Origin of the sequence: Gryllotalpicola daejeonensis (genome assembly GCF_039538145.1) — a bacterium.
Classification (GTDB): domain Bacteria; phylum Actinomycetota; class Actinomycetes; order Actinomycetales; family Microbacteriaceae; genus Gryllotalpicola; species Gryllotalpicola daejeonensis.
This window is the reverse complement of the sequence record NZ_BAABBV010000001.1, coordinates 1,779,730-1,797,682: the sequence shown is the minus strand read 5'-3', so window position 1 is coordinate 1,797,682 and position 17,953 is coordinate 1,779,730. Positions and strand designations below refer to the sequence as shown.

Here is a 17,953-nt window from a genome sequence, read left to right as displayed (position 1 = left end):
AGACCATGGCAACCTCCGCATTCCTCGACGACGCCGTTCCCGAAGTCGCGCCCACGGCCAAGCGCAGCAGCATCGCCGCGCTGCTGCCGAGCATGTCGCCCAAGCTCATCGTCGGCCTCTCGATCGGCGCCGTCATCGTGCTCTGGGCGATCATCGGGCCGCTCGTCGTCGGCGACCCCAACGCGATCAGCACCCTGGCGTTCGCGCCCCCAGGAACGCACGGCCACCTGCTCGGCACGAGCCAGACCGGTCAGGACATCTGGTCGCAGATCGCCTGGGGCACGCGCGGCTCTCTCATCATCGGCTTCGCCGTCGGCGTGATGGCGACCGTGCTCTCCGCACTGTTCGGCGTGCTCGGCGCCTACATCGGCGGCGCGGTCGACGAGGGCTTCGCGCTGTTCACCAACGTCGTTCTCGTCATTCCCGGCCTGCCGCTCGTGATCGTGATCGGCAACTACGTGCCGCAGCAGCAGCGCGGCCTGTTCCTGGTCGCCGTGGTGCTCGCCATCACGAGCTGGGCCGGCTCGGCGCGCGTGCTGCGGGCCGTCACGCTCTCGCTGCGCAACCGCGACTACGTCGCCGCCTCGCGCGTCTCCGGTGAGAAGACGTGGCGCATCCTCGTCGTCGAGATCCTGCCCAACCTGATCCCGGTGATGGCCAGCCAGTTCGTGTTCGCGATCATCTTCGCGATCCTCGGCGAGGCGGGCCTGTCGTTCCTCGGCCTCGGCGCGAGTGGAACCTTCACGCTCGGCTCCATCCTGTTCCAGGCGAACCAGGCGCTTGCCCTCACGCAGGGCGCGTGGTGGTGGTTCATTCCGCCCGGGCTCGTGATCGCGCTGTTCGGCTGCGCCCTGTCGCTGATCAACTTCTCGATCGACGAGATCATCAACCCGAAGCTGCGCGATTCGACGCGCTCGCAGCGCAAGAAGTGGGGGCTCACCCCGGCGCAGATCAAGCAGCTGGAAGCGGAGAACCTGAAATGACGCTGACTGAAGCGGATGCCGCGACTCCGCGCCACCTGGCCGACCCGGTCGTCACGATCGAGGACTTCAGCGTCGACTACGTCGGCGCGGTCACGACCCACGCGGTCAAGAACGTCAGCCTGACGCTCGGCCGCGGCGAGATCCTGGGCCTCGCCGGAGAGTCCGGCTGTGGGAAATCCACTCTCGCCTACGGCATCACGCGCCTGCTCAAGCCGCCGGCGCTCATCACCAGTGGCCGCGCGAGCTTCCACTCGCGCGAGGGCTGGTCGGCCGATCTGTCGACGCTCTCCGGTGAGGAGCTGCGGCAGTTCCGCTGGGACAAGATCTCGATGGTCTTCCAGGGCGCCATGAACTCGCTCAACCCGGTGATCTCGATCCAGGCGCAGCTCGAGGACGTGTTCACGACCCACCGCCCAGAGATGAGCCGCGCCGAACGCGTGCAGAAGTGCGGCGACCTGCTCGAGCGGGTCGGCGTCGACCGCTCGCGGCTCAAGTCGTACCCGCACGAGCTGTCGGGCGGCATGCGGCAGCGCGTCATGATCGCGATGGCCATGGCGCTCGACCCGCAGGTGATGATCATGGACGAGCCGACGACCGCGCTCGACGTCGTCGTGCAGCGCGAGATCCTCGACGAGATCACGCGGCTGCGCGCCGAGCTCGGCTTCGCCGTCATCTTCATCACGCACGACCTGCCGCTGCTGCTCGAGATCAGCGACCGAATCGCCGTCATGAAGGCCGGCGAGATCGTCGAACTGGGCGACGCGTACGAGCTGTACACGAACCCGCAGAACGACTACACGAAGCGGCTGCTCGCATCGTTCCCGTCGCTGACGGGCGAGCGCGGCGACTTCATCCGCACCGGCGTCGCCGACGACCGCCTGACCGAGACCGACCAGGAGGTCAGCGCATGAGCACGCTCGAATTCCGCAACGTGAGCAAGGAGTACCGGATTCGCGGGGAGCGCGGCCGTTCGGGGAAGCTGCTCGCCGTGAACGATGTGAGCTTCACGATCGAATCGGGCAAGACCGTCGCGCTGGTCGGCCAGTCGGGCTCGGGCAAGTCGACGATCGCGAAGCTGCTGCTGCAGCTCGAGGCGCCGACCGCCGGCGAGATCCTGCTGGACGGGCATCCGATCAAGCGCCGCGGTGCCGGGCTGCGCGACTACCGCAACCACGTGCAGATGGTCTTCCAGGACCCGTTCGCGTCGCTCAACCCGTATCACTCGATCGCGCACCACCTCGCACGGCCGCTCAAGATCCACGGGCGCGCGACGGGGAAGGCCGAGATCGACGCGGCCGTTCGGCGCCTGCTGGAGCGCGTGCGGCTGACCCCCGCCGAGGAGGTCGCGGCAAAGCATCCGCATGAACTGTCCGGCGGGCAGCGCCAGCGCGTGGCGATCGCGCGCGCCCTCGCACCCCAGCCGACCATGCTGATCGCCGACGAGCCCGTGTCGATGCTCGACGTGTCGATCCGGCTCGGCGTGCTGAACCTGTTGGCGCAGCTGCAGCGCGAGGACAATCTCGGGGTGCTCTACATCACCCACGACCTCGCGACGGCACGCCACTTCAGCGACGAGATCCTCGTGATGTACAAGGGCGAGATCGTCGAGCGCGGGCCGGCCGACGACGTGATCTTGAACCCCCAGCACGAGTACACCAAGAAGCTCGCGGCCGCCGCGCCGAACCCCGAGCTGCGCCTCAAGCAGATTGCCGGAGCATGACCTACACGCCTTCCACCTTCACCCCCATCTCGTCGGGATGGACCGTCGCGCCTCTTGAAGGGCCGGTGCCGGTCGCGGTCACCGAGGCCGGACCTGTGCCGGCCGCCGTGCCCGGGGTGATCCACACCGATCTGCTGCGCGCGGGGCTCATCGACGACCCGTTCGACGGCGACAACGAGGCGGCCCAGCAGTGGATCGGCGACACCTCATGGCGCTATGCCACGACGTTCGAGTGGCACGACGACGGCTCGGCGCGGCACGACCTGGTCGCGTACGGGCTCGACACCGTGGCGACGGTCACGCTGAACGGCACGGTCATCGCCCACACCGAGAACCAGCACCGCTCGTATCGCTGGCCGGTCGCCGCGCTGCTCCGCGAAGGCGCGAACGAGCTGGTCGTCGAGTTCGCGGCGCCCGTGCCCGAGGTGAACCGGCGGGCGGCCGAGTTCGGCGCGCTGCCGCAGGTGAACCACCACGAGTTCAACCAGCTGCGCAAGACCGCGTCGCACTTCGGCTGGGACTGGGGCATCGACGTCGCAGGCTGTGGCATCTGGCAGCCGATCGGCATCGACTCGTGGTCGGGTGTGCGCATCGATGCGGTGCGGCCGCTGGTCGCGGTCGAGGCGGACGGCACGGGCTTGCTCACGGCGCACGTCGAGATCGAGCGAGCGGATGCGTCGACCGACGGGCCTTCCCAGGGTGTCGGGGTCTCGATCCAGGTCGCGGGCCACGGCGACTGGGTGAACTTCGGCGACGTCATTCCCGAGGGTGTGAGCGCGGGGGTGTTCGAGCTGCGCGTTCCGAACGTGCAGAAGTGGTGGCCAGTCGGCCATGGCGAGCAGCCGCTGTATGACGTGGCAGTCTCGGTGGGCGAGGCGAAGTGGACGGGGCGGGTCGGCTTCCGCAATGTGCGTGTGGACACCGCGCCGGACGCCGCCGGTCGCCCGTTCAACCTGTACGTCAACGACGAGCTCGTGCTCGTGCGCGGAGTGAACTGGATTCCCGACCACGCGTTCCTCACCGAGATCTCGCCGGAGCGCTACGCGCGGCGGCTCGCCGACGCCGTCGAGGCGAACGTGAACCTCATCCGCATCTGGGGCGGCGGCATCTACGAGTCGGACGCGTTCTACGAGCGGGCGGACGAACTCGGGCTGCTGGTGTGGCAGGATTTCCTGTTCGCCTGCGCCGCCTATTCGGAGGAGCAGCATCTGGCCGCAGAGGTCGAGGCCGAAGCGCGCGAGCAGATCACGCGTCTGGCGCAGCATCCCTCGCTCGTGATCTGGAACGGCAACAACGAGAACATCTGGGGCTACGTCGACTGGGGGTGGCCAGCGCTGCTCGACGGGCGCACCTGGGGCGAGGGGTATTACCGCGAGCTGTTCCCGAAGCTGCTCGCCGAGCTCGACCCGACGCGGTTCTATTCGCCGGCGTCGCCGTACAGCTTCGGCGACTATCTGCACCCGAATGACGAGCACCACGGCACCATGCACATCTGGGATGTCTGGAACCACCGTGACTACTCGGTGTATCGCGAGTACACGCCGCGGTTCGTCTCGGAGTTCGGGTTCCAGGGGCCGCCCGCGTGGTCGACGCTGACGCGCGTCGTGCACGATGAGCCCCTCGAGCCGTTCGGTGCGCAGATGCTCGTGCACCAGAAGGCGCACCTCGGCAACGAGAAGCTCGAGCGCGGGGCGCGGGGGCACCTGCCGACCGTCGAGTCGACCGATGACTGGCACTGGGCGACCCAGCTGAATCAGGCGCACGCGGTGGCGTTCGGCATCGCGCACTTCCGGTCGCTTGCGCCGCACAACACCGGGGCGATCGTGTGGCAGCTGAACGACAACTGGCCCGTCGTGTCGTGGGCCGCCGTCGACTTCGATGAGCACCGGAAGCCGCTCTGGTACGCGCTGCGCGAGGTGTTCGCGCCGCGGTTCGCGACGATCCAGCCGCGGTCGTCTGAGCGCGCGCTGGCTGAGGCATTCGAGGGCTACGCGCCCGAGAAGGACGCGCTCGTGCTCGTGCTGGTGAACGATACGGCGGAGGCGTGGTCGGGCGACGTCGAGCTCGTGCGCGCGGACTTCGCGGGGAACGAGCTGGCCCGTTCCCAGGTCGCCGTCACGGTCGCGGCGCGGGGCGCGGAGACGGTCGAGCTTCCTGATGCCGTGACCGAGTTCGGTGACCCGCGGGAAGAGATCGTGGTGGCGCGGGTGCTTGGCGAGGCATCCGGATTCGCCCCCGTGATCTGGAATGCGGCAGAGGTCGTGGACCAGGCGCTGGTCGCTGATGGCGAGGCATTCGAGGCGCGAGCCGAGCGCACCGAGGGCGGCTATGCCGTCACGGTGACCGCCCGGTCGTATGTGCGCGACGTGTTCCTGCACGTCGACCGCGTCGACCCGGCGGCACGCGTCGACCGCGGGCTCGTCACGCTGCTGGCGGGTGAGTCGGCGCGGTTCGAGATCGCGTCGGCGGCTGCGGTCGATCCGTCCGAGTTCCTGACTCCGCTCGTGCTGCGCACGGCGAACGGGCTGCGTGCGGCGGCGACCGCTGAGTGACGTAGTCTCACGATCGAGATGATGACGAGCAGGGGCGCCGCGAGTGCGGTCGGGATCGTGCTGCGCCGCTCGCCGCGGCAGCTCGCGGCCGAGCCGTTCTATGGCGAGCTGATCGGCGGGCTGGAAGAGGTGCTCGCGCCGACGGGCAGGCAGGTGCTGATGCAGGTCGTCGACGGGATGCCGCGCGAGCTCGAGAGCTATCGCCGGTGGGCGGCGAACGGAGCCGTCGGGGCCGTCGTGCTCGTCGACCTCGTTCCGGACGATCCGCGGCCGGAGCTGATCGTGTCGCTCGGGCTTCCCGGCATCATCCTGGGCGAGCCCGAACCGGGCACCGGCCTCGCGACGGTGCGCAACGCCGGTTACGAGCCGATGGTCGACGCGGTCAGCCGGCTGGTGGCTCTCGGTCACACGCGGATCGCGCGCGTCACGGGCCCCGCGGCGTTCATGCACACGCAGGAGCGCACGCGGGCGTATCTCGACACGGCGGCGTCGCTGGGCATCTCGGCGACGTTGGAGGTGGGCGATTACTCGGGTGAGAGTGGGGCGGATGCCACGCGGCGCCTGCTTGCCGCGCCGGTTCCGCCGACCGCGATCATCTACGACAACGATGTGATGGCGATCGCGGGGCTGGCTGCGGCGACGGAATTGGGCGTTGCGGTGCCCGGGGCGCTGTCGATTCTGGCGTGGGATGACTCGCAGTTCTGCCGTCTGACGACGCCACCGGTCTCCGCGATGAGCCACGACGTGCATGCGCGCGGAGCGCTGGCGGCGCACGTGCTGCTCGAGGTTCTCGACGGACAGGCTCCGCGCGATGTGCTGGCTGAGGCGCCGGTGTTCGTCGCCCGCGGTTCGACGGCGGCGGCGCCGACGGGGGCAGCGCCGGCGATGTCCGCGGCGGTCGAATCCGCGGCGGTCGAATCCGCGGGAGCCCGGTCCGCGGCGGCGGAATCCGCGGGATCCGCGTCCGCGGCTATGACTGGCTGATCACGCTCCACCCGCCGTCGGCGACGTCGACCTGCAGCTTCGCCGGAATCTGCTCTTTCATCGCCTCGACGTGACTGATCAGGCCGATCGTGCGGCCGCCTGCGCGCAGCGAGTCGAGGGTGCCCATGGCGATCTCGAGCGTCTCCGAGTCGAGCGACCCGAACCCCTCGTCGATGAAGAGCGTGTCGAGCGTGATGCCCCCGGCGCGCCCGGTGACGACCTCGGCGAGACCGAGGGCGAGGGCGAGACTCGCGAGGAACGTCTCGCCGCCCGAGAGCGACTGCGTCGGCCGCGCCACACCGGTGTGCTGATCGAGGATCGCGAGCCCCAGACCCGACTGCGCCCCACGCGCCGCCCGCTCGTCGGAGTGCTCGAGCAGATACCGGCCGCCCGACATCTGCGTCAGCCGTGCATTCGCCGCCAGCACGATCTCTTCCAGCTCGGCGGCGAGGACGAAGCTCTCCAGGCGCATCACCTTGGTGTTGGGCGTCTGCCCGTGCACGGTGTTCGCGAGCCGCTGCACCACCTCGAACGTCGCGGCCAGTTCAGCTGACTTGCCGTGCGTCGCCTGTGCGCTGTCGAGCAGCCCCTCGGCCGTCTTCAGATGCGCGGCCAGGGTCGCGCGGGTCTCGCGAGCGGCGTCGCGGGCGCGGGATGCCTCACCCAGCGCAGTCCTCGCCGTCTCGAGGTCCACCGGCTCGGCCGGCGCCGACCGGACCGCCTCCTCCTGCAGGGTCGCCTCGACAGCGGCCACCTCGGTCTCGTGCCGACTGCGACGTTGGGCCGCCTCACGCACGGCCTGCGTGCTGGCGCTCACGGCCGCCGCGCGTGCGGTCGCGCTCGGGAAGCCTGCGCGAGCGTCGTCGACGAGCTTCCGCGCCTCGGCCAGAGCGGTGCGCGCCGCCGCGCGCTGCGCGTTCGCGGTCTCGCATGCCGCACGAAGTCTCTCGAGCTCGGCGTCGTGATTCGCGAGTCGCTTGGCGACGTCATCCCTGCGAGCTCTGAGCTCGGCGGCGCGCTTCGCGGCCTGTTTGGCGGCAGCGAGGCGGGCCGCTGCCTCGGACTGCGCCGCCTGCGCGCTCTCGGCGGTGTGGCCGCCCGCGGCCCCCTGCAACTCGGCCAGCTTCGCCCGAGCGTCTGCCGCCTCGCGTGAGCGCCGGGTCGCCTCGGCGTCTGCAACGGCGAGATCGGCCTCGGCTCGTTCTATGTCCGCCTCGGTGACGGGCTCGCCGCTCCATTCCGCCTTAGCCGGGTGCTGTGTCGATCCGCAGACGGGGCAGGGGTCGCCCTCGCGCAGCGCTTCGGCGAGTTCGGCCGCGTGGCTCTCGAGCCGTCGCGCCCGTAGAGCATCGAGAGCGGCCGACGCCGCGGTGCGCGCCCGGCCGCTCTCGAGCTCGCGACGCTGAGCGGCCTCGACCTCGGCCCGTGCGGATTCCGCCGCCCCGAGCGCCTTCAGCACCGGGGTGATCGTGTCGGCGAGCTGTTGCGCGGCAACCTGATCGGCCGCCGCTGTCGAGGCCGCCTCGATCGCGGGCGCGAGCTCATCGAGCTGCCGCTTCCAGGTGACGGCCTGCTCCTTCGACGACTCGAGTGCTCCGTCGGCTTCCGAGCACTTCGCATCGGCCGCGGCGATGGCGCGTTCGCGAGCGGGGATGCTCTTCTCCGCCTCCACCGCGGTGACCAATGCGCCGCTCAGTGCGGCAAGGCCGTCGCCGGCGGCGTCGAGTGTCGCCACTTCGCCCAGGTGCGTGCTGGCGCCGAGAAGCGCCTGCTCGACCAGGGCATCGATCTGCGCGGCGGTTTCGTGCAGTGCGTCGCGACGCGCCTGTGCGTCGGCCCGCCGCTGCTGCAGTTTCCGGAGCTCGGCAAGGCGGTCGTGCTCTGACTGGGCCGCGCGCCATGCGGCATCCGTTCGTTCTGCCTCGCCCTCGGCGAGCGACAGCCGCGTGCGCTGCGCGGCGACGCGTGTGCCCATCCACGCCACGGTCTCTGCCGGCTCGGTCGGCACCTCGGTCCAATCGGGGGTGACGTCCGCCGTTGCGGACCCGCCTGCGCCTGCAGTTGTCGCACTGCCTGCGCCCGCGGGGCCTTCCTTCGCCTCGCGCGCCTCGGTGGAGCCCAGCGTCGCGTCGGCGTCGATCGGCAGCACGTCGTCGAGCTGTCTCGCGAGCCGCGAGATCTCGGCTCGGGCGCCGGCGACCTCGGACTCCAGTGCCTTTCGCCTCGCCTGCAGCGCCTCGTCGTAGTCGTCGAAGCGGCGCGTGCCGAACAGGGTGCGCAGCAGCGACTGTCGCTCTTCACTCTTCGCGAGCAGGAACTCCTGGAACCGGTTCTGTGCGAGCAGGATCACCTGCAGGAACTGGTCCTGCGAGAGCTGCACGATCTCGGCGACCCGCGCTCCGACGGTGCGCAGTTGGGCTTCGAGGCCCACCCAGGTGTCGCCCTCAAGGACCGACAGCTGTGCGTCGGCCTTCTGGGTGGTGAATCCGTCGCCCCGGGCCTTCGGCCGCTCGTACTCAGGGGAGCGCAGCAACCGGTAGCGGCGGGCACCGACGGTGAATTCGAGCTCGACGTAGCTGACGTCGTCGGGAGCGCAGTGGTCGCTGCGCAGTTTGGTGGCCGACGACGCCTGCCCCTCGTAGCGCGGGACACTTCCATAGAGGGCGAAGCAGATCGCGTCGAGAATCGTGGACTTGCCTGCGCCGGTCTTCCCGCCGATCAGAAAGATGCCGTCGTCGGCGAAGGCGTCGAAGTCGACCGTCTGCGGGGCAAGGTACGGGCCGAAGCCGGCCATCGTGACGCGGTTGATCCTCATCGGGCAGCCTCCGCCCGAGTGCGCTCGGCGACCAGCTCGGCGATGAGCTCGCTCTCGGCAGGGCTCGGCCCCTCGCCGTTGCGCACGAAGCTCAGGAACGACCCGATGAGCTCGTCGTCGGGCACGCCCTTGCCGACGCGCTCGCGGTAGCCGGCGGAGTTGTCGGACGCCGTGTTCACCGGGCTGTGCACCAGGTTGGCGCAGTGCGGAAACCGCCGCTGCAGCTTGCGCATGGCGTCGATGGGCCGGGTGCTGTCGGTCAGGACGGCGCTCACCCAGTCGTCTTCGTGCGCACCGAGCGCCTCATTGGTCAGCAGTTCGTCGAGCGTGCCGGTCAGCACGGCAAGGCCGCGCGGCACCGGAAGCGGGACCCACTCGACGGCGGCGGGTGCGTGTGCACCGAGTTCGACGAGCCACGCACCGCGCGGCTTTCCCGCCTCACTGAACGAGTAGTGCAGCGGCGCGCCCGAGTACCGCACGATGTCGCTGAGGGTCGCCCGGCCGTGGATGTGCCCGAGCGCCGCGTAGTCGACGCCCTCGAATGTCGACAGAGGAACGACGTCGAGCCCACCGGCGGTGATGTCGCGCTCAGCGTCGCTCGCCTCGGCGGCCCCGCCCGCCACGACGCAGTGCGCCAGCACGACGGAGCGGTGATCGGATGCCTCAGCCGCAGCATGCACGTTACGCATCGCGAACCGCAGCGCGTCGGCCTGCGTGCGCAGCGTCTCGTCGGGCCAGAGGTGCCGAATGAGAGCCGGCTCGAGGAACGGGATTCCGTAGAAGTCGACGGTGACACCATCGCGCCCGGTGATCGTCACGGGGGTCGCGTGCTGCGCCGGTTGCGTGATGATGTGCACTCCGCCGAACGCCGCGAACTCGGACTGGAAGCCGAGTCGCGCCGGCGAATCGTGATTGCCGCTCGTGATGACGAGTTCGGCGCCGGCTGAGCGGATGCCGCGCAGCGCCGCCCCGAGCAGACCGAACGCGTCGCCAGAGGGCGTCGCCGAGTCGAATACGTCGCCCGCGACGGCGACCACGTCGACCTCGCGCTCGCGCACGATCTCGGTCAGCGCATCGAGCACCGTGCCAAGCGCCTCGAGAGTCGAATGCCCGTGGAACGTGCGCCCGACGTGCCAGTCGGAGGTGTGCAGGACTCGCATGCTGTCACGCTATCCGTCGCGTCCGACACGGCCTGCGCGCAATCCACACCTGTGCGCGGCTAGACCGTCACAGCGACCCCACATGAGCGCGCCGATAAAGTGACTTCCAACATGAACGCGTGGCAGGGAATCGTCTGGGCACTGGCCCCCACTGTGCTGGTCGGGCTCGTGTTCTGGTGGGTGATGGCGGCGATCCTGCGAGCCGACCGCACCGAGCGCAAGGTGTACGCCAAGATTGAGGCTGAAGAGCGGGCCAAGCGCGGCCTGCCCTCGAAGAACTAGCGCCACACCAGTCCGACGCTAGCGACGACCTAGCCGAGGAGCCTGATGAACGCAGGATTTTGGACCTCGGCGATCATCATCTTCGGGCTCGTCGTCGACTTCATCTTCCGCGTCGTCGCCATCATCGTCGTCCCCCGCAACCGCCGCCCCACGAGCGCGACCGCCTGGCTGCTGGCGATCAACTTCCTGCCGTACGTCGGCCTGCTGGTCTTCCTGCTGATCGGCTCGTACAAGCTGCCGAAGCACCGCCGGGCGAAGCAGCAGCAGATCAACCAGTTCATCCTCGATCAGACCGAGGGTATGGAGCGGGTGCGTCGCGACCACCCCTGGCCCGGCTGGCTCGAGCAGGTCGTGCACCTGAACCGCAGTCTCGGCGCGATGCCGCTCGTCGGCGGAAACTCGGCGACTCTCATCACCGACTACCAGCGCAGCTTCGACGAGATGATCGCGGCGATCGACGGCGCGCAGCGCTACGTGCACGTCGAGTTCTACATCTTCACGCTCGACCCGACGACCGAGCCGTTCTTCGACGCGCTCGAGCGGGCCATCGAGCGCGGCGTCACGGTGCGCGTGCTGCTCGACCACATCGCGAGCCTGCGCACGCGCGGCTATCGCAGGACGATCAAGCGCCTTAACGCCATGGGCGCGCGCTGGCAGCTCATGCTGCCGATCCAGCTCTTCAAGGGGCGCTATCAGCGCCCCGACCTGCGCAACCACCGCAAGCTCGTCGTCATCGACGGCGAGGTCGGCTTCATGGGCTCGCAGAACGTGATCGACCCGAGCTACGACAAGGCGAGCAACCGACGCCGCGGCCTGCACTGGAAAGAGCTCGTCGCCCGGCTCGACGGGCCGATCGTCTCGGGCCTCAACGCGATCTTCATCACCGACTGGTACGTCGAGACCGACGAGCTGCTCGCCCGCGAGGCCCGCGTCGTCGAGCCCACCTTCATCGCACCCCCGCGCGAGCAGATCGACTGCCAGCTCGTGCCGAGCGGCCCGGGATTCCCGCACGAGAACAACCTGCGTCTCTTCCTCGCGCTGCTCTATTACGCGCAAGAGCAGATCATCATCACGAGCCCCTACTTCGTGCCGGACGAGTCGATGCTCACCGCGCTGCTCACCGCCCTGCAGCGTGGCGTGCGCGTCGAGCTCTTCGTCTCAGAGGTCGCGGACCAGTGGCTCGTCTACCACGCCCAGCGCTCGTACTACGAGCAACTGCTCGATGCCGGCGTCGTGATCTGGATGTACCGCGCGCCCACGATCCTGCACGCCAAGCACTTCACGATCGACGACGAGGTCGCGGTGGTCGGCTCGAGCAACATGGACATCCGCTCCTTCCAACTCAACAGCGAGATCTCGCTCATGGTGCGCGGCCGCCACTTCGTCAGCGAGCTGCGCGAGATCGAGCAGAGCTACCGCCAGAACAGCCGCCAGCTCACCCGTGAGGAATGGGCGCAGCAGCCGCTGCGATCGACGATCGCCGACAACCTCGCGCGGCTCACGAGCGCACTGCAATAACGCGGGCGGTCTGCCGCGGCTAGGTTGAGAGGCATGACGGATGCCTCGAGCAACGGCCCCTCGCCGTACCCGCAGTCCCGCCGCGCGGACTTCGTCGAGACGCTGCACGGCCGCGAGATCGCCGACCCATACCGCTGGCTCGAAGACCCGGACTCGCCGGAGACGCGCGACTGGGTGGCCCGCCAGAACGCCTTCACGGAAGACGTCTTCCAGAACATTCCCGAACGGGCATATTTCTCAGACCTGATGGCGCGCATCGTGGCGCGCCCGAGCGCGGGCACCCCCTCGAAGCGCGGCGGGCGCTACTTCGTCAGCCGCAACGACGGCGCGAAGAATCAGGATCAAGTCTTCGTCGCCGACAGCGTCGATGAGCTGCTGGCGGGCGGCCGCGTCGTTCTCGACCCGAACGAGTGGTCGGAAGACGGCACCACCAGCCTGCGCGGCTTCACGGTCAGCCGCGACGGCCGCTACCTCAGCTACACCGTCAGCGAGGGCGGCAGCGACTGGGTCGACATCACGACGGTCGAGCTCGCGGCCGACTCGGCCGACTTCCCGGCAACGCCGGCCTCGCCCGTCGAGCCCCCGATCCAGACCAAGTTCGGCTCGGCGGAATGGCTGCCGGACAACGCGTCATTCCTCTACGAGGCCGTGCCGCACGAGGGCCGCGCGACGGGCGACCAGGCCGCTCAGGTGAAGACCGGCCTGCTCAAGCTGCACCGCCTCGGCACGCCGGAAAGCGAAGACCTGACCATCGTCGACATCCGCGACGAGTACAAGCAGGCGTTCGTGTGGGCAGAGGTGTCGAGCGATCAGCGTCTCGCGGTCATCGCGCTCGGAAGCGGCACGGATCGCGAGAACCGCCTGTGGTTCGCGCGTCTCGACACGGATGCCGCAGGCCGAAGCATCCTCGGCGACCCGATCAAAGTCTTCGACGAGCCGGACGCGCAATACGGCTTCGTGCGCAACGACGGCGAACGCGTGGTGATCTACACCGACCAGGACGCCGACAACGGCCGCATCGTCGCGTTCGACCTCGCCGAGTTCGAGCGCACGGGGGTTCCCGCGCTCGAAGAGGTCGTGCCCGAGGCATCCGACATCCTGCAGTTCGTGGCCGCGGCAGGCAGCGAACTGCTCGTTGCGCGCCTCGTCGACGTGCAGCCCGAGCTCATGCGCTACGCGCTCGACGGCACGGCGCTCGGCACGGTCGACCTGCCGGGCGGGTCGATCGTCGGCTGGTGGAGCGACGAGGACTCGGACGAATGGTTCGTCGGCCTCTCGACGCCGACGGCGCCGACGCGCGCCTTCCGCGGGCGGGTCGGGTCAGGCGACGTCGAACCCCTCGACGCACTCGTTCCGCCCCCGGCGACCGGCGAGCAGCTCACGTTCCCGGCCGTGCGCGTCGAGCGCGCGCGGGCGGCGAGCAAAGATGGCACGCGCGTCCCTTATTTCCTGATCAAGGGCGAGAACGCGCCGGATGCCGCGAGCCCGACGCTCCTGTGGGGGTACGGCGGCTTCGACATCGCGGTCGAGGCGAGCTACCGCGCGCTGTTCGCCGGGTGGCTCGCCGCCGGCGGCACGCTCGCACTCGCGAACCTGCGCGGCGGCGGCGAGTTCGGCCGGGCGTGGGCCGAGGCCGGCAAGAAAGACCGCAAGCAGAACGTCTTCGACGACTTCATCGCCGTCGCCGAGCACCTGGTCGCGACCGGCGTGACGACCCACGAGCAGCTCGCCATCCACGGCCGCAGCAACGGCGGACTGCTGGTCGGCGCCGTCATGACGCAGCGCCCCGATCTCGCGGCGGCGGCGATCCCGGGCGTCGGCGTGCTCGACCTGCTTCGCTTCCACAAGTTCACGGCGGGCGCCGCGTGGACGAGCGACTACGGCGACCCCGAGGACCCGCACGACTTCGAGGTCGAGCTCGCCTACTCGCCCCTGCATAACGTTCGGCCGGTCGCCTACCCGCCGACGCTGATCCTCACCGGGGACCACGACGACCGCGTCGTGCCCGCGCACAGCCACAAGTTCACCGCGACGCTGCAGGCGGCGCAGCAGGCGAGCATCGCGGATGCCCCGATCGTGACGCGCATCGAGACGCAGGCCGGGCACGGCGCCGGCAAGCCGCTCGCCATGGTCGCTGCGGAGGCGGCCGACGTGCTGGCCTTCGCCGCGCACTTCACGGGGTTGAAGGTCTAGCCCCGCACCGCGACGGGCACACAAATGCCGATCGGGCACGCGATTTCCGCAAAAACGTGTGCCCGATCGCGCGAAATGCGCCCCACGGCCCGAGCTGGCGCTCAGCGACTACGGCCCGTCAGCGGCGGGCGGTGTCGACCAGGCGCTGGATGTACTGGCCGTAGCCGCTCTTGCGCAGCGGCTGCGCGAGCTCTTCGAGCTGGTCGAGGGTGATCCACCCGGCGCGCCAGGCGATCTCCTCGATGCATCCGACCTTGAATCCCTGGCGATCCTCGATCACCTTGACGTACTCGGAGGCCTGCATCATCGACTCGAAGGTGCCCGTGTCGAGCCAGGCGGTGCCACGGCGCAGCACCTGCACCTGCAGCTTCCCGGCCTCGAGGTAGCGCTCGTTGACGGTCGAGATCTCGAGCTCGCCGCGAGCGCTGGGCTCGATTGTCTTCGCGATCTCGACGACCGAATTGTCGTAGAAGTACAGGCCCGGAACGACGTAGTTCGACTTCGGCTCCTTCGGCTTCTCTTCGATCGAGAGCGCACGGAACTCGGAGTCGAACTCGACGACACCGTAGCGGTGTGGGTCGCTCACCTCGTAGGCGAAGATCAGGCCGCCGTCGATGTCGTTGTGCTCGCGCAGCGACGAGCCGAGGCCCGCGCCGTGGAAGATGTTGTCGCCGAGCACGAGGGCGACGGATTCGTCGCCGATGAACTCCTCGCCGATGATGAACGCCTGCGCCAAGCCGTCAGGCGACGGCTGCACGGCGTACTCGAGGCGGATGCCGAGCTGCGAGCCGTCGCCGAGCAGGGCGCGGAACTGCTCGTTGTACTCGGGGGTCGTGATGATCAGGATCTCGCTGATGCCCGCCATCATCAGCGTCGACAGCGGGTAGTAGATCATCGGCTTGTCGTAGATCGGCATCAGCTGCTTCGAGATGCCCTTGGTGATCGGCCACAGGCGTGAGCCCGAGCCGCCGGCGAGGATGATTCCGCGCATTCGTGTTGCTCCTAGGTGTTGCTTATGGGCGGCCGAGTGCGCGATAGCGCCAGCCGGCGGCGCGCCACTCCTCGGGCGAGAGGCAGTTGCGGCCGTCGAGGATGTTCCTGTTGCCAACCACCCGGCCGAAGGCTTCGGGGTCGAGTGCGCGGAACTGCTTCCACTCGGTGAGCAGGACCACGGCGTCGGCGTCGGCGGCCGCCTCTTCGGCAGACGATGCGAAGTCGAGCTCCGGGTGCAGCCGCTGCGCGTTCGGCACGGCCTCGGGGTCGTAGGCGACGACGCGGGCGCCCTGCGAGCGCAGCTGCGAGGCGACGTCGAGTGCGGGGGAGTCGCGCACGTCGTCGGACTCCGGCTTGAAGGCGAGGCCGAGCACCGCGACCTTCTTGCCGAGCAGCGAGTCGTCGAGCAGTTCGCGGGTCAGGTCGACGGCGCGTGAGCGGCGGCGCATGTTGATCGCGTCGACCTCGCGCAGGAAGGTCAGCGCCTGGTCGGCGCCCAGCTCGCCGGCGCGCGCCTGGAAGGCGCGGATGTCCTTCGGCAGGCATCCCCCGCCGAATCCCAGCCCGGCGTTCAGGAAACGGCGCCCGATGCGCGCGTCGTAGCCGATCGCGTCCGCGATCGCGGTGACGTCGGCGCCGGTGACGTCGGCGACCTCGGCGATGGCGTTGATGAACGAGATCTTGGTGGCGAGGAACGCGTTCGCCGAGACCTTCACCAGCTCGGCGGTCTCGTAGCCGGTCACGACCAGCGGCGTCTCGTTGCCGAGCGCGGTGGCGTAGATCTCGTCGAGCACCGCCTTCGCGTGCTCGCCTGCGGCCCCGTCGGGCACGCCGTACACCAGACGGTCGGGGCGCAGCGTGTCTTCGACGGCGAAGCCCTCGCGCAGGAACTCGGGGTTCCAGGCGAGCACGGCCTCCGGCTGGGCTGCGGCGACGATGCCTGCGAGGCGGCGCGCGGTGCCGACCGGCACGGTCGACTTCCCGATGACGACGTTGCCCGGCGCGAGGTGCGGTGCGAGTGAGGCGACCGCGGCGTCGACATACGTCAGATCGGCGGCGTACTCGCCCTTCTTCTGCGGGGTGCCGACCGCGATGAAGTGCGCGTCATAGCCCGCTGCCTCGGACATGTCGGTGGTGAAGCGCAGGCGCCCCGTCGCGTTCGCCGAGGTCAGCAGCTCGGGCAGCCCCGGCTCGTAGAACGGCGCGCGGCCCGCTGCGAGCAGGTCGATCTTCGCCTGGTCGACGTCGATGCCGAGCACTTCGTGGCCGAGCTCTGCCATGCACGCGGCGTGCACAGCGCCGAGATAGCCGCAGCCGATGACGGTGATTCGCACGTGGAGCTCCCTATCCGTTCGCCAGGTACTCGTCGAGCGCGAGCAGGTGATCGCGCGGGGTGAAGCCCGTCGCCGCGAGCTTGTCGATGGGAAGAACGCTGCTGAGCGGGCGCGGCGCCGCCTGCTTTCCGGCGAAATACTCCTCGGTGCTGACGCCCGTGACCGCAGCAGGGTCGTGCCCGGTGGCCGCGAACACGCGCTTCGCGATCTCGGCCCAGCTGACGGGCTCGCCGGCGCCGGTCAGGTTGTAGGTGCCGAAGGGCGCGCGTGACTCGATGAGATGACGGATGCCTGCGGCGATGTCGCTCGTGAACGAGAGCCGCCCCACCTGATCGTCGACGACGCTGGGGGCGATGCCGCGCTCGGCGAGGCTCGCCATGGTGCGCACGAAGTTCTTCCCGTCGCCGATCACCCAGCTGGTGCGCACGATGTAGTGCCGCGGAACGGTGGCGACGATCGCATCGCCGGCCGCTTTCGTCTGGCCGTAGACGCCCAGGGGGCTGAACGGCTCGTCCTCGGGGTGCTCGGCCGCCGTGCCGTCGAAGACGTAGTCGCTCGAGACGTGCACCAGCGTGATGCCGTTGGCCGCGGCGATGCGGGCGAGCGCGGCGACGCCGGTGGCATTCGCCGCCCAGGCGGCGCGGCGCCCGGCATCCGTCTCGGCATCATCGACGGCCGTGTAAGCCGCGGCGTTCACGATCACGCCGTAGTCGCGCCACGGGCGCGCCGTGTCCAGATCGGGAGCGGTGACGTCGAGGGCGGCCCGGTCGGCGAACTCGGCCTCCGGGTATTGGGCGCGCAGCGCACGGCCGAGCTGCCCGTTGGCGCCGAGCACGAGCGTCTTCCGCGGTGCCATGGGCTTCACGTCGGCGAGCCGAGGGTGCTGCTTGTCTTTGTCCGACAGCACGGCGTTCGCGAGCGGAATCGGCCAGTCAATGGCCGCGGTCTCGTCGGCGAGGTTGAGGAAGGTGTACTTCGCGCCGGCGTCCGGCGACCAGTGGTCGTTGACCAGGTAGGAGTACACCGTGTCGGGCTCGAGCGTCTGGTAGGCGTTGCCGACGCCCCGCGGCACGAACACGGCGACGTAGGGGTCGATCTCGGTGGTGAAGACCGCGCCGAACGACGGTCCCTCGCGCAGGTCGACCCACGCGCCGAACACCTTGCCGTGCACGACCGAGACGAACTTGTCCCACGGCTCGGCGTGGACGCCGCGCGTGGTGCCGATCTCGTCGTTGTACGAGACGTTGTTCTGCACCGGCCCAAAGTCGGGAAGCCCGAGCGGCAGCATCTTCTCGCGCTGCCAGTTCTCTTTGAACCAGCCGCGATTGTCGCCGCGCACGTCGAGGTCGACGACGAGCAGCCCCGGAATCGGGGTCTCGCGCAGCGCGGGCTTCGGGGACTCGCTCATTGACAGCAGAG

The 17,953-nt window shown here is 69.5% G+C and carries 13 protein-coding genes; 8 read left to right on the top strand and 5 right to left on the bottom strand.

What is annotated here, in order from left to right; translation table 11 throughout:
• The first annotated feature begins 5 nt into the window (after positions 1-5).
• Genes ABD736_RS08820 through ABD736_RS08800 form a run of 5 tightly spaced genes read left to right on the top strand, consistent with a single transcriptional unit; the run spans position 6 to position 6,239 of the window.
• Entirely contained in the window at positions 6-983 is a 978-nt protein-coding gene (locus ABD736_RS08820) for an ABC transporter permease (protein WP_344791378.1), read from the top strand.
• Positions 980-1,894: an ABC transporter ATP-binding protein gene (locus ABD736_RS08815; protein ID WP_344791377.1), complete on the top strand. Its 915-nt coding sequence runs from the start codon at positions 980-982 to the stop codon at positions 1,892-1,894. The genes ABD736_RS08820 and ABD736_RS08815 overlap by 4 nt, the downstream gene beginning before the upstream one ends.
• On the top strand, positions 1,891-2,703 hold the full coding sequence (locus tag ABD736_RS08810; RefSeq protein ID WP_344791376.1) for an ABC transporter ATP-binding protein: 813 nt from the start codon (positions 1,891-1,893) through the stop codon (positions 2,701-2,703). The genes ABD736_RS08815 and ABD736_RS08810 overlap by 4 nt, the downstream gene beginning before the upstream one ends.
• On the top strand, positions 2,700-5,255 hold the full coding sequence (locus ABD736_RS08805) for a glycoside hydrolase family 2 protein (RefSeq protein WP_344791375.1): 2,556 nt from the start codon (positions 2,700-2,702) through the stop codon (positions 5,253-5,255). The genes ABD736_RS08810 and ABD736_RS08805 overlap by 4 nt, the downstream gene beginning before the upstream one ends.
• A 21-nt stretch (positions 5,256-5,276) precedes the next feature.
• A complete protein-coding gene (locus ABD736_RS08800) occupies positions 5,277-6,239 on the top strand; it encodes a LacI family DNA-binding transcriptional regulator (RefSeq protein WP_344791374.1) in 963 nt (320 codons plus the stop codon).
• Here the strand turns inward: ABD736_RS08800 and ABD736_RS08795 are convergent.
• Entirely contained in the window at positions 6,226-9,054 is a 2,829-nt protein-coding gene (locus ABD736_RS08795; protein WP_344791373.1) for an AAA family ATPase, read from the bottom strand. The genes ABD736_RS08800 and ABD736_RS08795 overlap by 14 nt on opposite strands.
• Positions 9,051-10,214: an exonuclease SbcCD subunit D gene (locus ABD736_RS08790; protein WP_344791372.1), complete on the bottom strand. Its 1,164-nt coding sequence runs from the start codon at positions 10,212-10,214 to the stop codon at positions 9,051-9,053. Before ABD736_RS08790 ends, ABD736_RS08795 begins: the two co-directional genes overlap by 4 nt.
• Before the next feature lie 111 nt (positions 10,215-10,325).
• Between ABD736_RS08790 and ABD736_RS08785 the strand changes: the two genes are divergently transcribed.
• Genes ABD736_RS08785 through ABD736_RS08775 form a run of 3 tightly spaced genes read left to right on the top strand, consistent with a single transcriptional unit; the run spans position 10,326 to position 14,207 of the window.
• Positions 10,326-10,496, top strand: coding sequence for a hypothetical protein (locus tag ABD736_RS08785; RefSeq protein ID WP_344791371.1), 171 nt, complete (start codon positions 10,326-10,328; stop codon positions 10,494-10,496).
• Between the two features lie 45 nt (positions 10,497-10,541).
• Complete coding sequence (gene cls / locus ABD736_RS08780; protein WP_344791370.1) at positions 10,542-12,014, top strand: cardiolipin synthase; 1,473 nt, start codon at positions 10,542-10,544, stop codon at positions 12,012-12,014.
• 33 nt (positions 12,015-12,047) lie between these two features.
• A complete protein-coding gene (locus ABD736_RS08775) occupies positions 12,048-14,207 on the top strand; it encodes a prolyl oligopeptidase family serine peptidase (RefSeq protein ID WP_344791369.1) in 2,160 nt (719 codons plus the stop codon).
• A 118-nt stretch (positions 14,208-14,325) separates the two neighbouring features.
• Here the strand turns inward: ABD736_RS08775 and rfbA are convergent, their stop codons facing one another.
• The 3 genes from rfbA to ABD736_RS08760 are packed head-to-tail and all read right to left on the bottom strand — an operon-like array spanning position 14,326 to position 17,942.
• Positions 14,326-15,198 (bottom strand): glucose-1-phosphate thymidylyltransferase RfbA, encoded by an 873-nt coding sequence (rfbA, locus tag ABD736_RS08770; protein ID WP_344791368.1) that lies wholly within the window; start codon positions 15,196-15,198, stop codon positions 14,326-14,328.
• A gap of 22 nt (positions 15,199-15,220) precedes the next feature.
• Positions 15,221-16,534, bottom strand: coding sequence for a UDP-glucose dehydrogenase family protein (locus tag ABD736_RS08765; RefSeq protein WP_344791367.1), 1,314 nt, complete (start codon positions 16,532-16,534; stop codon positions 15,221-15,223).
• 10 nt (positions 16,535-16,544) lie between these two features.
• Entirely contained in the window at positions 16,545-17,942 is a 1,398-nt protein-coding gene (locus ABD736_RS08760; RefSeq protein ID WP_344791366.1) for a sugar nucleotide-binding protein, read from the bottom strand.
• Between the last annotated feature and the right edge of the window lie 11 nt (positions 17,943-17,953).

Coding starts and splice junctions, on each gene's coding strand:
- cls (WP_344791370.1), top strand. CDS start 10,542: ATGAACGCAGGATTTTGGACCTCGGCGATCATCATCTTCGGGCTCGTC.
- ABD736_RS08815 (WP_344791377.1), top strand. CDS start 980: ATGACGCTGACTGAAGCGGATGCCGCGACTCCGCGCCACCTGGCCGAC.
- ABD736_RS08795 (WP_344791373.1), bottom strand. CDS start 9,054: ATGAGGATCAACCGCGTCACGATGGCCGGCTTCGGCCCGTACCTTGCC.
- ABD736_RS08785 (WP_344791371.1), top strand. CDS start 10,326: ATGAACGCGTGGCAGGGAATCGTCTGGGCACTGGCCCCCACTGTGCTG.
- rfbA (WP_344791368.1), bottom strand. CDS start 15,198: ATGCGCGGAATCATCCTCGCCGGCGGCTCGGGCTCACGCCTGTGGCCG.
- ABD736_RS08810 (WP_344791376.1), top strand. CDS start 1,891: ATGAGCACGCTCGAATTCCGCAACGTGAGCAAGGAGTACCGGATTCGC.
- ABD736_RS08800 (WP_344791374.1), top strand. CDS start 5,277: ATGACGAGCAGGGGCGCCGCGAGTGCGGTCGGGATCGTGCTGCGCCGC.
- ABD736_RS08805 (WP_344791375.1), top strand. CDS start 2,700: ATGACCTACACGCCTTCCACCTTCACCCCCATCTCGTCGGGATGGACC.
- ABD736_RS08775 (WP_344791369.1), top strand. CDS start 12,048: ATGACGGATGCCTCGAGCAACGGCCCCTCGCCGTACCCGCAGTCCCGC.
- ABD736_RS08820 (WP_344791378.1), top strand. CDS start 6: ATGGCAACCTCCGCATTCCTCGACGACGCCGTTCCCGAAGTCGCGCCC.
- ABD736_RS08790 (WP_344791372.1), bottom strand. CDS start 10,214: ATGCGAGTCCTGCACACCTCCGACTGGCACGTCGGGCGCACGTTCCAC.
- ABD736_RS08760 (WP_344791366.1), bottom strand. CDS start 17,942: ATGAGCGAGTCCCCGAAGCCCGCGCTGCGCGAGACCCCGATTCCGGGG.